The sequence below is a fragment of the Pokkaliibacter sp. MBI-7 genome (assembly GCF_029846635.1).
In the GTDB taxonomy this organism is placed as follows: domain Bacteria; phylum Pseudomonadota; class Gammaproteobacteria; order Pseudomonadales; family Balneatricaceae; genus Pokkaliibacter.
Window position 1 is genome coordinate 2,899,681 of record NZ_JARVTG010000001.1, and the last position, 12,627, is coordinate 2,912,307.

At 55.0% G+C, this 12,627-nt stretch carries 12 protein-coding genes; 1 reads left to right on the forward strand and 11 read right to left on the reverse strand.

The annotated features are described in order from the left end of the window. Nucleotides 1-67: 67 nt before the first annotated feature. The 8 genes from QCD60_RS12985 to QCD60_RS13020 form a co-directional block, all read right to left on the reverse strand. Complete coding sequence (locus tag QCD60_RS12985; RefSeq protein ID WP_279785952.1) at nt 68-559, reverse strand: STY0301 family protein; 492 nt, start codon at nt 557-559, stop codon at nt 68-70. A gap of 4 nt (nt 560-563) precedes the next feature. Continuing rightward, the gene (locus QCD60_RS12990) at nt 564-956 is read right to left on the reverse strand and encodes a BPSL0067 family protein (protein ID WP_279785954.1); all 393 of its coding nucleotides are present in this window, start codon (nt 954-956) and stop codon (nt 564-566) included. A gap of 213 nt (nt 957-1,169) precedes the next feature. Then, nucleotides 1,170-3,329, reverse strand: coding sequence for a catalase/peroxidase HPI (gene katG, locus QCD60_RS12995; RefSeq protein WP_279785956.1), 2,160 nt, complete (start codon nt 3,327-3,329; stop codon nt 1,170-1,172). Between the two features lie 184 nt (nt 3,330-3,513). Continuing rightward, the gene (locus QCD60_RS13000) at nt 3,514-4,269 is read right to left on the reverse strand and encodes an aspartate/glutamate racemase family protein (RefSeq protein WP_279785958.1); all 756 of its coding nucleotides are present in this window, start codon (nt 4,267-4,269) and stop codon (nt 3,514-3,516) included. Between the two features lie 54 nt (nt 4,270-4,323). Next, entirely contained in the window at nt 4,324-5,151 is an 828-nt protein-coding gene (locus tag QCD60_RS13005; protein WP_279785960.1) for an ABC transporter permease, read from the reverse strand. Between the two features lie 2 nt (nt 5,152-5,153). Next, a complete protein-coding gene (locus tag QCD60_RS13010; RefSeq protein WP_104152676.1) occupies nt 5,154-6,008 on the reverse strand; it encodes an ABC transporter permease in 855 nt (284 codons plus the stop codon). 101 nt (nt 6,009-6,109) lie between these two features. Further along, nucleotides 6,110-7,450 (reverse strand): PotD/PotF family extracellular solute-binding protein, encoded by a 1,341-nt coding sequence (locus QCD60_RS13015; RefSeq protein ID WP_279785963.1) that lies wholly within the window; start codon nt 7,448-7,450, stop codon nt 6,110-6,112. Nucleotides 7,451-7,474: 24 nt separating this feature from the next. Further along, complete coding sequence (locus QCD60_RS13020) at nt 7,475-8,617, reverse strand: ABC transporter ATP-binding protein (protein ID WP_279785964.1); 1,143 nt, start codon at nt 8,615-8,617, stop codon at nt 7,475-7,477. A gap of 361 nt (nt 8,618-8,978) precedes the next feature. On the opposite strand from QCD60_RS13020, the gene QCD60_RS13025 reads away from it, so the two are divergent. Continuing rightward, complete coding sequence (locus QCD60_RS13025; RefSeq protein ID WP_279785966.1) at nt 8,979-9,674, forward strand: GntR family transcriptional regulator; 696 nt, start codon at nt 8,979-8,981, stop codon at nt 9,672-9,674. Nucleotides 9,675-10,221: 547 nt separating this feature from the next. Here QCD60_RS13025 and QCD60_RS13030 read toward each other — a convergent pair. The 3 genes from QCD60_RS13030 to QCD60_RS13040 form a co-directional block, all read right to left on the reverse strand. Continuing rightward, nucleotides 10,222-10,677: a hypothetical protein gene (locus tag QCD60_RS13030; protein ID WP_279785968.1), complete on the reverse strand. Its 456-nt coding sequence runs from the start codon at nt 10,675-10,677 to the stop codon at nt 10,222-10,224. A gap of 1 nt (nt 10,678) precedes the next feature. Beyond that, the gene (locus QCD60_RS13035) at nt 10,679-11,533 is read right to left on the reverse strand and encodes an S-type pyocin domain-containing protein (protein WP_279785970.1); all 855 of its coding nucleotides are present in this window, start codon (nt 11,531-11,533) and stop codon (nt 10,679-10,681) included. A gap of 582 nt (nt 11,534-12,115) precedes the next feature. After that, entirely contained in the window at nt 12,116-12,610 is a 495-nt protein-coding gene (locus QCD60_RS13040; RefSeq protein ID WP_279785972.1) for a hypothetical protein, read from the reverse strand. Between the last annotated feature and the right edge of the window lie 17 nt (nt 12,611-12,627).

The window sequence follows — 12,627 nt, forward strand, 5'->3', positions numbered from 1 at the left end:
GTTGACGCGATAACGCCCGGGCAGGCTGACCTGCCCGGGCGTTCTTTTTTGGGCGCCGTACTGTGGATTACTCGCAGCGTATGCTCAGCAGTTGCTGGCGCTGGCCGGAGGGCGTGAGCTGATAGCGCGCCTGACACTGCTGCACAGTGTCTGGCAGCGCCCTGAGCAGCATGGCCGATGTGTCGGTATAGCGGCAGCCGATCAGGTAGTGATCATCTGCGGCACGGCGCAGTTGCCAGGTGTCAGTGGCGATACCCGCGCTGTTCTCACTCTGATCGGGAATCTGCTCCGCCAGCTCAGTAAGCGGGCCGAGATAGACACCGACGCGGTCCAGTGAGCGCTGACCGCTGCCGAGCAGCACCTGCCAGCCCGGCTGCTGACTGCTGACCACGGGGGTTTCGCTGATCTGAGGCGGACACTGCCAGTCCTGAGTGCGGTGCTCATCGTTCGCCTGTGCTGCCATGCCTGCCAGCAGCAGACAGGTACTGAGCAGCCCGGAGCTGATCTGCCGGGTGCTTCGGCTCCTCGTCTTACTCCGCCTGTTGTTATGCCACGCCATCGTCTTACTCCACCACATAGAAGGTGTCTGCGTCGTTGCTGCGCTTGGTACCTGCAGGACGATTAAAGCGGATGGTGCGTTGCTTCACTTCGCCCTGCGCATTCCACTGATCCAGTACCACAATGCCCTGGCTGTTATGTTCCAGATAGATGGCGGCGTGTTTGCCGAGGGCGTCAATCGGGTATTTGCCACTGCTGTCAAAGGTAGCTATGACGGTACCGCGCGGGATTTCGTTGAAACGGGCTTCGGACACTTTCTTGCCGCGCTTCCAGAGGGAGGTCTGAGGGGCGTTGGTGGTCTGGAGAACAAACTCAACGCATTCCGTGTTGCCCAGTGCGTTGGTGTATTTGCCTTTGCCGAATACATTGGTTTCGGCCACATGCAGTGTGTAGCTCATGCAAAAATCCTTTTGCCTGATGAGAAGTGATCCCACAACAGCGCTGATCGTCTGCTGCAGGCCGGGGCATGCTAGCAGCCATCGTCCTGCCCGGCCAGTGGTGGCTGTACTGATATAAAAACAGCCCGGGCAGCGGGGCTGCACGGGCTGTTGTTCAGAGTGCTGAGGCGTGCCGGAGAGCAGCACGCTCAGAACGGCGCCGGTATGGGCAGGTTACAGCAGATCGAAGCGATCGGCGTTCATCACCTTGGTCCAGGCGGCGATAAAGTCCTTCACGAACTTCTCCTGATTGTCATCCTGAGCGTACACCTCGGCGTAGGCGCGCAGGATGGAGTTGGAGCCAAACACCAGATCGGCGCGGCTGGCGGTCCACTTGACGGCACCGGAAGCGCGTTCACAGATGTTGTAGCTGTTGCGGCCGGTGGGCTTCCAGCTGTAGTTCATATCGGTCAGATTGACGAAGAAGTCGTTGGTCAGGGCGCCGACGCGATCAGTGAATACGCCATGGGCGCTGCCACCGTAGTTGGTGCCCATTACCCGCATGCCGCCGACCAGCACGGTCATTTCACTGGCAGTCAGGCCCAGCAGTTGGGCACGATCCAGCAGCATTTCTTCAGGGTGTACCACGTAATCTTTCTTCTGCCAGTTACGGAAGCCATCGGACAGCGGCTCCAGTACGGCGAAGGATTCGGTATCGGTCTGGGCGGCAGATGCATCACCTCGGCCTGCAGTAAAGGGCACGCTGACATCAAAACCGGCAGCTTTGGCCGCCTGTTCGATACCCACGTTACCACCCAGCACGATGACATCAGCGATGCTGGCCCCGCTGTCGGCAGCGATCTGCTCCAGCACTGCCAGGACCTTACTCAGGCGCGCGGGCTCGTTGCCTTCCCAGTCTTTCTGCGGGGCCAGACGGATGCGAGCACCATTGGCACCACCACGGTAGTCGGAGCCCCGGAATGTGCGGGCGCTGTCCCAGGCGGTAGCGACCAGTTCGCTGATGCTGAGGCCGGAAGCGGCAATGCTGGCCTTCACCGCGGCCACGTCATAGCGGCTGCTACCGGCAGGCACCGGGTCCTGCCACAGCAGGTCTTCCTGTGGTGCATCCGGGCCGACATAGCGGGACTTTGGTCCCATGTCGCGGTGGGTCAGCTTGAACCACGCACGGGCGAATACGTCAGAGAAGTAGTCCTGATCATCTTTGAATTTCAGTGCGATATCGCGGTAGATCGGGTCTACTTTCAGCGCCATGTCGGCATCGGTCATCATCGGATTGAGACGGATGGACGGATCTTCCACGTCAACCGGCTTGTCTTCCTCGGCGATACTGACCGGCTCCCACTGGGTTGCACCGGCGGGGCTTTTCACCAGATGCCAGTCATGCCCGAACAGCATTTTCAGGTAGCCGTTGTCCCACTTGGTGGGTTCGGTGGTCCAGGCACCTTCCAGACCAGAGACGACGGTATCACGACCCTGGGTGTTCATCCAGCCGAGGCCCTGATATTCGGGGGCGGCGGCTTCGGGGTCTGCACTCAGGTTGGCGGGGTTGCCATTACCGTGGCATTTACCGATGGTGTGACCACCGGCGGTCAGGGCGACAGTTTCTTCGTCGTTCATGCCCATACGGGCAAAGGTTTCGCGCATCTGTGCTGCGGTCGCCAGCGGGTCAGACTTGCCGTTGACGCCTTCCGGGTTCACGTAGATCAGGCCCATCTGCACGGCAGCCAGCGGATTGGACAGTGTTTCCGGTTTGCTCACGTCGCCATAGCGGGTGTCGCTGGGCGCCAGCCACTGTTTTTCGTCACCCCAGTAAGTGTCTTTCTCGGGGTGCCAGATATCTTCACGGCCAAAGGCGAAACCGTAGGTCTTGAGACCGGCCACTTCATAGGCGATGGTGCCCGCCAGTGCGATCAGATCCGCCCAGGAAATCTTGTTGCCGTATTTCTTCTTGATCGGCCACAGCAGGCGGCGGCCCTTGTCGGTGTTGACGTTATCGGGCCAGGAGTTCAGTGGCGCAAAACGCTGGTTGCCGGTGTTGGCACCGCCGCGGCCATCAGAGGTACGGTAGGAACCGGCAGCGTGCCAGGTCACACGGGCCATCATGCCGACATAGCTACCCCAGTCAGCGGGCCACCAGTCCTGGCTGGTATTGATCAGGGCACGCAGGTCTGCTTTCAGGGCGTCAACGTCCAGCTTCTTCAGCTCTTCACGGTAGTTGAAGTCGGCGCCGAGGGGATTGGTCTTGGTATCGTGCTGATGCAGGATGTCGAGGTTCAGCGCTTCCGGCCACCAGTCCATGACTGACTTGCCGGTGCTGGTCATACCGCCATGCATTACGGGGCACTTGCCGCCGCTGTTTCCGTTGGACGTCATTTATTCTCTCCAAAGCAGGATTTGCAGGCCTTTGCAAAAGCAGACAGATTTCATTGGCCTGTCAGGAATGAGACAACGGAAAGAATACTAGTAGGGCCGGGTCAGCTTGCCCAATTGACTGACCCAATTCGTTTCATAGTGACGAGCTATTGAAATAACCTAGCTTGATAGTCAGGTTTAAAAATTATTTCAGCCGGGGCGCCTGATAGCTGATCAGCTTGCTGCTGCCCAGACCCAGCTGCACCAGTCCTTCCACCCATTTCAGGGCGACCTGCACCCCGTCAATCACCGGTACACCAAGATCGTTCTGCAGTGCTTTGGCCCATTGCGCCATGCCGGCACAGCCCATCACCAGACATTCGCTGCGATCCTGCTCCAGTAGCTGCTTGCCGAGCTTGCGCAGGCGGCCATAACTGCCGGGGTCTGATTCCAGCGACAGCACCGGAATATCAGCGGCGTGGACGCCCGCGCAACGGCGGTCGACCCCGTAGCTGCGCATATTGCGCTCAATGATGTGAATAGAGCGTGGCAGGGTGGTCAGCACCGAGTAACGCACACTGAGCATGCTGGCGGCGTGCATGGCGGCTTCACCAATCCCCAGTACCGGCCCGCTGGCCAGCTCACGGGCGGCATCCAGCCCGGTGTCATCGAAGCAGGCGATGATGTAACCCTGTACCCCTTCGACTTCGCCCTGACGGACGGCATCCAGCAGGTGATAGGCCGCCTGTACACCGTCGCAGGCGCCTTCGATACTGGCGACAGAGTCCGGCAGGCAGCGTACCTGCAGTGCCGTGCCGGGGTTGATAATGGCCTGACACTGCTGGGCCAGCATCGCCGTCATGGACGCCGATGCATTGGGATTGATGACCTGTATTTTCATGATGGCTCTGATCTGGCGGCGAAGGTGGCTGGCAAGCAGGGTCAGCGGCGGCAGGGCCATCCGCTGACGATTGCCGGACAAGTTTTGTTGGCAAGGAGTAGCGGGAGCACCTGCTCAGTGATGTTGCTGACGCTGTCGGCTGATCGACATCAGCACCACGATCAGGGTGATCACCGCAAAGGAGAACACTGTGGTCAGGGTGCCAAGCGCATAGAGTACCGGCGTGGTGACGTTGGTGGTCATGCCGAACAGCTCCAGCGGCAGGGTATTGAAGCTGCCGGACACCATCAGGGTGCGGGCAAATTCATCGTAGGACAGCGTCAGGCCAAACAGCGCTACCCCCAGCAGGCTCGGTGCGATCAGCGGCAGCACGATCAGTCGCACGGTCTGCCAGTGGCTGGCGCCAAGATCACGGGCGGCTGCTTCAAAGGAGGGATTGAAGCGGTTGAACACGGCAAACATGATCAGCAGCCCGAACGGCAGGGTCCAGGTCAGGTGGGCACCGAAGGCCGAGCTGTACCAGTGCGGTGCCCAGCCGAGGCGGTCAAACATCAGGCCGATGCCGAGGCTGATCAGGATCGAGGGAATGATCAGGCTGGCGAGGGTCAGATAGAACAGGGTGTTGGAGCCTGCAAACCGGCGCCGGTAGGCGAAGCCTGCCAGCAGCGAAAAGACCGTGGTGCAGAGCATGACGCCGACGCCCAGCAGCAGTGAGCGGGTGAAGGAGCCACCGAAGTCGCCCACCTGCTGTTCGGTAAACAGGTTGTGGAACCAGTACAGCGAGACGCCGTTCATCGGAAAGGTCAGGCCGCCGTTCGGCCCCTGAAACGACAGGATGCCAATGGTCAGGGTCGGGCCGTAGAGAAACAGCATGAACAGGGCAAACAGGGCAGTCAGCCAGTAGAAGCTCCTGGGGCGGCGGTTGCCAGTGGTACGGGCCATGATCACAGCTCCTTGCGAATATCGACCAGACGGAACATCACCATCAGCATGATCAGCACGGTGATCAGCAGTACCACGGCACTGGCGGCAGCCGCCGGGTATTGCAGCAAAGAAATTTCGTTCTTGATGATCAGGCCCACCGAGGCATGTAAGCCGCCCCCCATGATGCTGACGGTAACGAAGTCGCCCATCACCATGGTCAGCACAAAGATGCTGCCGATCAGAATGCCGGACTTGCACAGCGGCACGATCACCATCAGCAGAATCTGCCAGGGAGCCGCCCCGGCATCACGGGCGGCTTCGATCAGGCGACGGTCAATGCGCATCATGGTGTTGAAGATCGGCGTCACCATGAACAGGGTGTAAAGATGCACATAGGCCAGAATGATGGAGAAGTCACTGTACAGCAGGAATTCCAGCGGCTGCTCGATCAGCCCGGTGCTCAGCAGGAAGCTGTTGACCATGCCATTGCGGCCCAGCAGCGGAATCCAGGAAATCATGCGGATGATGTTGGAGGTAAAGAAAGGGATGGTGCAGAGCATGAACAACAGGGTCTGCATCCGGGTCGTGCGAATATGGAACGCCAGGTAGTAAGCAATACTGAAGCCCAGCACCAGCGTTATCAGCCAGGTACTGATGGCGTACTTGAAGGTGTTCAGATACGCCTGCCAGGTCACCGATGAGGTCAGCAGATACTGGTAGTTATCGAGGATAAAACCCGGAATCAGCTGGTAGGAGTCATAGTCCCAGAAGCTGACGATGATGATCACGGCGATGGGAAACACCAGAAACATCAACAGCGTCAGGCTGAGCGGCAGGGCCTGCAAATGGCTGACGGAAAGAAGGCCTCTGTTCATCGGTAAATCCTTGCAGAATACGGCATGGGGCCGGGCCAGCCACGCACCGTGGAGGGCACGTGCGGGCTGGTCCGGCTAACGGTGATGACGCGATGCCGTCATCAGGAAACGATAAATTCGTTCCACTTGCGGACCATGTACTTGTTCTCGTCCATGACCGAGTTCCAGCAGGCCACGTGGCCCATGCGCTCGGCGTAGGAGCCGCCATCACGCACGGCACCGGCTTTTTCCATCACCTTGCCTTCGGGGCTGAGAATGTCGCCTGCCGCCGCTTTACCTTCCATCCAGTAACCCCACTCGTCAGCAGACATGAAGTTCTTGGCGGTTTCCGGCGCAGCGCTGTAGTAGCCCTGACGGTTGAGGTAGGCGCCAACCCAGCCAGACAGATACCAGTCGATGTATTCGTAGGCGGCATCCAGCTCCAGACCGGTCAGGTGCTTGGCCAGACCCAGACCGCCGCCCCAGGCGCGATAGCCTTCTTTCAGCGGCTGATATTTACAGGCGATACCACGGCTGCGCACCGCGGCCACGGCGGGAGACCACATGGACTGGATGACAACCTCACCGGAAGCCATCAGGTTGACCGACTCATCGAAAGACTTCCAGAAGGCGCGGAACTGACCGGCTTTCTTGGCTTCCATCAGCAGGCCGATGGTCTTGTCGATCTCTTCCTTGGTCATGTTGCCCTTATCGCCGTAGCTGACCTTGCCCATGGCTTCGGCAATCATCGCCGCATCCATGATGCCGATGGCAGGAATATTGAGGATGGACGCCTTGCCCTTGAACGCTGGGTCCATGATGTCGGCCCAGGTGGTGATGTCACGGCCGACCAGATCAGGACGGATACCCAGGGTATCGGCGTTGTAAATGGTGGGGATCAGCGTCATCCACTGGGTGGGTTCCTTGGCGAAGGTCTTGCTGTCGGCCGATTCGACGAAGCCAACGGTATGGGGTGCCGTACCCTGAGCAATTTTCGAGTCGGGGGTCAGCTTACCGTTGATGAACAGCGGCGAAATCTTGCTGAAGTTCTTCATCCGCTCGACATTCATCGGCTGCATGACACCTGCTGGGAAGACCTTCTTACAGATCCAGTATTCGATATCGGCGATGTCATAGGAGTTGGGCTGGGTCACGGCGCGCTGGGCGACGGCATCGGAATCCAGTGCGGTTAGCTCCAGATTGATGCCCAGATCCTCCTTGGCCTTCTTGGCAATATCGTTGAGGTTGGAAACCCCGGTACCGAACTGACGCAGCGTCACGTTCTTGATGTTTTGTGCCCAAATCATCGGGAAGCCGGTGATGGCTCCGGAGCCCACGGCAACCGCTGACAGGGCACCGGCACCCTTGATCAGGCTGCGGCGGCTGATCAGGCTGCTATTGCTGGTGTCCGCCTCGGCAGAAGCTGCGGCTGGGGTAGTGGCTTCGTCGTACTGCTGGGTCATAACGCTTTCTCCAAAGATGATTGGTTAGATCGCCATAGCGGGTTGCGCGACTTGGGCGGTGGGGTTGAGGTGCTGCGGTTGAAACAGATTGAGGTGCTGCGCTGACCAGCTGAGGGTGACCAGATCACCCACATGCAGTGGCAGCTGACCAAAATGACGGTCGGGCAGATAGGCCATCAGGGTGTTGCCGGTGCTGGTTGTGCACTCGACATAGATGAACTGACCCTGGAACTCGATATCACTGATGCTGGCGGTCACTGCGAACTGACCCGCTGCTGCCGGGTGCTGACCCGGTTGCAGGTCGATGTGATCGCAACGCACTGAAAAGGACAGCTCGCTTTGTCCGGCAGGCAGACGGTGGCTGTCGATCCAGCCCGAACCTTGCGGATCGAAATGCAGCTGTACCTGATCATTCTGGCGTGCGCCGGGCTGCGCCGTCAGCAGGTTGTGGCCGCCGATGAACTGCGCCACAAAGGGTGTGGCGGGCTGCTCAAACAGCTCACGAGGCTCGGCGATCTGCTGAATACGGCCACCTTCCATCACCACCGCCAGATCGGCCAGCGCAAAGGCTTCTTCCTGCGAGTGGGTGACGTGAATAAAGGTCAGACCGAGCTTCTGCTGGATGGACTTCAGCTCCTTGCGCATCTTGATGCGCAGGAAGGGGTCAAGGGCTGACAGCGGCTCATCGAGCAGCACCACATCCGGCTCGGTAATCAGTGCGCGGGCCAGAGCCACACGTTGTTGCTGGCCGCCTGACAGCTGATCGGGGAATGACTGGGCGTAATCCTGCATATTCACCAGCGCCAGCAGTTCGCGGGCACGGGCATGGCGCTCTGCGGTTTTCATGCCGCCGATCCGTAAACCGAAGGCGACATTGTCCAGGCAGTTCATATGCGGGAACAGGGCATAGTTCTGGAACATCATGGCGGTGCCACGCTGGGTGGGAGACAACAGCGTGACGTTGCGGTTGTCCATCAGGATGTCGCCCTCGGTCACCGCCTCATGACCTGCCAGCATGCGCAGTGTGGTGCTTTTACCACAGCCGCTGGGGCCAAGCAGGCAGCAATAGGCGCCGCTGGGAATGCGCAGGTTCACGTCCGTGACGGCAGGGCGGTTCCCGTAGGATTTATGAACGGAGACGAGCTCGACTAAACCTTTTCCCGACATGGCGGCATTCCACAGATTGCTAACAATTATATTTTTATTGTTAGCAATCGATATGCCACAAATTCACAGCAGTGGATTCTGTTCCCTCTGGAGGAGGTCTTGGAAGGCCGGTTTTATATGTAAATTCAGCGCTTTATTCGCACTGCAAAAAGATCATCAGAGGATCCTGAAGGCTGAATCAAAAGGCCAAGAATGCTGGTTTTATGAGCTGAATGGTTTAAATAACTGACCCAAAGTTGGGCGTGGGCAGCACAAAACTGAAACATATCGGGGCAGTGTAAAACAGCGCTAGGCATTCACCTTGTGTTTCCGCTAAATTGCTAACAATAGAACAGCGAGAGCCGGGCAAGAGTAATAAGTTATGGCCAGCCATGCCGTCCGCGAGGTGCAACGCATCTTCACTTCCATCTACGACGCCATCGTCGAACAGCGTCTCCCCCCGGGCACCCGTCTGACCGAGCTGAATCTGGTTGAGGTGTTTGCCGCCAATCGCAATCACGTGCGCAGCGCCTTGCGTGATCTTTCCCATCTCAAGCTGGTGCGGATTGAAATGAACCGGGGTGCCTTTGTCGAAGAGCCGACGCCGCAGCAGGCCCGTGAAGTGTTCGCTGCCCGTCGGGTGATTGAAAAGGCGATGATTGAGAATGCCATCGACAATATGAGCGCAAAGGATCGCAAGGCCATCAGTGCGCATATTGCTCAGGAGCATGCGCTGGGCCATGATCCGGCCAAGCCGGAGTTCATCCGTCTTTCCGGCGACTTCCACCGCCTTTTATCACGCATAGCCGGGAATCAGACGCTGGGTGAAATGCTTGACAGCCTGATCGCCCGTACCTCGTTGATCATTGCGCTGTATGAAGTGCAAAGCGGCATACAGTGCTCCCACGACGAGCACGACCATCTTGCCGAAGCGCTACTGGCAGGCGATAAGGCCGCTGCGGTAGCATCAATGGAGCACCATTTACTCGCCATCGAAAAACGCCTGCGCCTTGGCCCACAGAAAACGGAAGAGGTGGATCTGTTTGAGGTATTTGCCGGGGTGGAGACGGTGAAGTAGAGATCCAAGCCTGAAGATAGGAGGCCAGTGATAACCACACCGGCCTGACCTGATGAAAGAGTGCATGTCCATTGTGCTTGCCTCTGTATGCTTTCCGCGGTGGATCACGCACATGCCCGATGCTGATCTGCGCTTCACCGAAGGCGCTGTAGCTGGCCTGCCAAAGTGGTTCAGCTGGTAGTAATGGATCTGCACAGTCCGTTATTTTAAACGAGAGTATTGATTTGTTAACCAGTGATGCTTTTTATGAACTTTCTCATGTCGTTTGAGCTTACTTCTATATTCATAAAATATGCCTTAAACCTGAGTAAACTTCTTCCATTTTTATTACTTTCCATTGGGTTGAACTCGATATTATCGATTGGCTTATATAGAAATTCGATGTCGCCAAAAATTTTGATGCATCTTAAAGTCACCTTGATTTTTATTTTAGAATTTTTTGCCGACTGGTGTCGGCTTTTGGTTTCTTATTATTTTAATAATAGTATCAAAATTAATTTTGAATTTTAATTGCATGCCTTACTTATGTTTCTGTTTTTATATTGTGTCAGCTGTATTTACAGACTCCATGCCGAACGATTTCACTATTCAGCTGACGAAAAATATCATTGATATCTATTTTAAGTGACCAAGGTTTATCACCAGCCTTGGATATTTCGTATACATCTGCTGATATTTTTCCTATGTATATGTCATCCACGTCCTGTCCTCTGAAAGCAAATCTCAGACCATGAGTTGTTCTATACTCATAGACCTTATCAACCTCCTCGTCTGTGTGATCTTCAACATATTGATAGAAATTGGCTACTGATTCAGCGATGGATTTGTTGGTGGTCATGAAAGGAAATATTTCATCTATAATTGCCCTTTTATTTTCGTTAAACCAATTAAGCTTATCTAGATTTTCTAACTTTATGGTCGATATTGTTATGTCTTCGTTTTTAATGTGTAAGATGTAAAATTCATTTTCTTGACTGTTGATTTTTATTGTAGGTCTTGACATTTTATTTTCCCTTTAAAAGTTTGTTGTATTCGGAGTTTGATATTTTTCCACTGTCTCTGAAACTTCTTAGAATTGATGCTGGGGCCTCATTCCCAGGAATGGGGTATCCGTGCCATGTTCCTGTGTTGTCTGGTTGGAACTCATATACTTTCCCATCGTAGTAGCTATAACGCTGCTTGCCACCTTGTATAGATTCATTCAGAACTCTTTGCGCAGTATCATCATCTAGATCCATATACGTCCCCCAGCCTCCTTTGGCATGTTTAGGTGAGGCGCTATATGTCAGATCTGAGTCATTGTTTTGATTATAAACAGCCCCCAAATCACCCACGCCCGAATCCGCAGGATAGCCATAAATACCACTGTCCGCATCGTCATAAATGGGGTAGCTGGTGCTGCTATTTGCGCCAATATCACTGGGAAAGCTGATCGTAGAGCTTGGGAAAGGGTCTGTCTGGGCTGGATAACGTGTACTACTGCTTCCGATTTCACCACTTTGATCAGGCGTCCATACAATCGTATTACCACTGGGTTCAGTCGCAATGTAGGTATTACCGACGCGCTGGAAAGGCAGAACCTTATCGCCTTTACGTATGGCAACAGGAATACCTTGGTCCACATAGATGCCTTGACCGTTGGGCATCAAAGAAACTGTACTACCGTCTGGACGAGTGCCTTTAATATCAAACGCTGAGCTTTGTGCAATGTATTCCGTGCCATCAGCACCTTCCCACTCGGTGCTTTTGCCCATTGGGCTGGGGATCAGCATCCCAACGACACCACCCAGTATCGACGTGGCTGTCGTTCCTATCGCACCCAGCCCGGCCAGTAACCCATCGCCAAGAGTTGTCAGCAACCCGCCTCCGGCAGCCAGCAGTTCAGAGGCAATGCTACTGCCAGCGACGGCTTCACTTAAAAATGCCGTGCCTGAGGCGCCTCCTACCAGTGAGGTCTCCGCTAGCGCCGGAAGGGAGGCGAGATAAGTCTGTGGGCTGATATTGCTCCAGAAGCTGCCCTCCTCCTTACACGTCAACCCCAGCGGGGCTACCCAGTTGACCGAGTTGGGCGAGCTTCAGGTGCGGGCGATAATATTAAATCGCTGCACTCAGCTCGGTACGTCAATCACGGTGCCTTTGTTATAAAACCGTCCGAGGTAAGGGGCTTTTATACTGAAGTCTATTTATACAATAAAGCCACTTATGGTTGAAATGGTGTATAAAGTAAACAAATAAAGAGCGATGCAATATATGCGGTGTAGAAGATGTATGAAATTGTTCTTCTATTTTTTTTCTTAGAGAATGCTAGATGTACACCGCCACAGAATACACTCATAAAAAAAAGTATCACGTATAAAAACGTCCAAAATTTAAATATGTAAATCAACGATGCTGTAAAACATAATAGTATGCTTGTGAAAGCTAAGAAGGCTAAGAATGTTTTAGTCTTCCCCGAAAACTGCTGCTTTGATATAGTCACTTCCGTTCTCCATAGCTTTGCCAATGTCTCCAATTGTTGCTATTGCACCAAGTGGTCTAAGTATTATCCCTGTAGCTGTTCTTCCAATAACCCGTCCAATATTTTCGGAAGTGTAGTTTTTGAGGTCAGTTCCTTCTTGGAATAAATATTTGTTTATCTCCGTTCTGACGGTAGGGTTCGTTACAACTTCTTGCAATCCATAGTCAAAAGCCTGCCCTTCTAATTCTGCCTGGGGATCGCCGCTTAGTTGTCTATATGCCTGAGAGAAAAAGTTACCAACCCCGTTGGCTACCGATATCGCACCATTTGCTAAGCCTTTCCCATAATCGAAAATATTGTCACGTACACCACCATCTAAAACACGATTCCAAAGAAAACCAGCGAAATGATCATCGCTAGCAGATGGTAGTGATGGCAAATTGAACGAAAATGGTGTCGTCTCCTCCTTACACGTCAACCCCAGCGGGTCCACCC

Bases quoted from the DNA above. Each gene is read 5' to 3' on its own strand.
- QCD60_RS13025 (WP_279785966.1), top strand. From the start codon at position 8,979: ATGGCCAGCCATGCCGTCCGCGAGGTGCAACGCATCTTCACTTCCATC.
- katG (WP_279785956.1), bottom strand. From the start codon at position 3,329: ATGACGTCCAACGGAAACAGCGGCGGCAAGTGCCCCGTAATGCATGGC.
- QCD60_RS13015 (WP_279785963.1), bottom strand. From the start codon at position 7,450: ATGACCCAGCAGTACGACGAAGCCACTACCCCAGCCGCAGCTTCTGCC.
- QCD60_RS13030 (WP_279785968.1), bottom strand. From the start codon at position 10,677: ATGTCAAGACCTACAATAAAAATCAACAGTCAAGAAAATGAATTTTAC.
- QCD60_RS12990 (WP_279785954.1), bottom strand. From the start codon at position 956: ATGAGCTACACACTGCATGTGGCCGAAACCAATGTATTCGGCAAAGGC.
- QCD60_RS13005 (WP_279785960.1), bottom strand. From the start codon at position 5,151: ATGGCCCGTACCACTGGCAACCGCCGCCCCAGGAGCTTCTACTGGCTG.
- QCD60_RS13020 (WP_279785964.1), bottom strand. From the start codon at position 8,617: ATGTCGGGAAAAGGTTTAGTCGAGCTCGTCTCCGTTCATAAATCCTAC.
- QCD60_RS12985 (WP_279785952.1), bottom strand. From the start codon at position 559: ATGGCGTGGCATAACAACAGGCGGAGTAAGACGAGGAGCCGAAGCACC.
- QCD60_RS13010 (WP_104152676.1), bottom strand. From the start codon at position 6,008: ATGAACAGAGGCCTTCTTTCCGTCAGCCATTTGCAGGCCCTGCCGCTC.
- QCD60_RS13000 (WP_279785958.1), bottom strand. From the start codon at position 4,269: ATGGCCCTGCCGCCGCTGACCCTGCTTGCCAGCCACCTTCGCCGCCAG.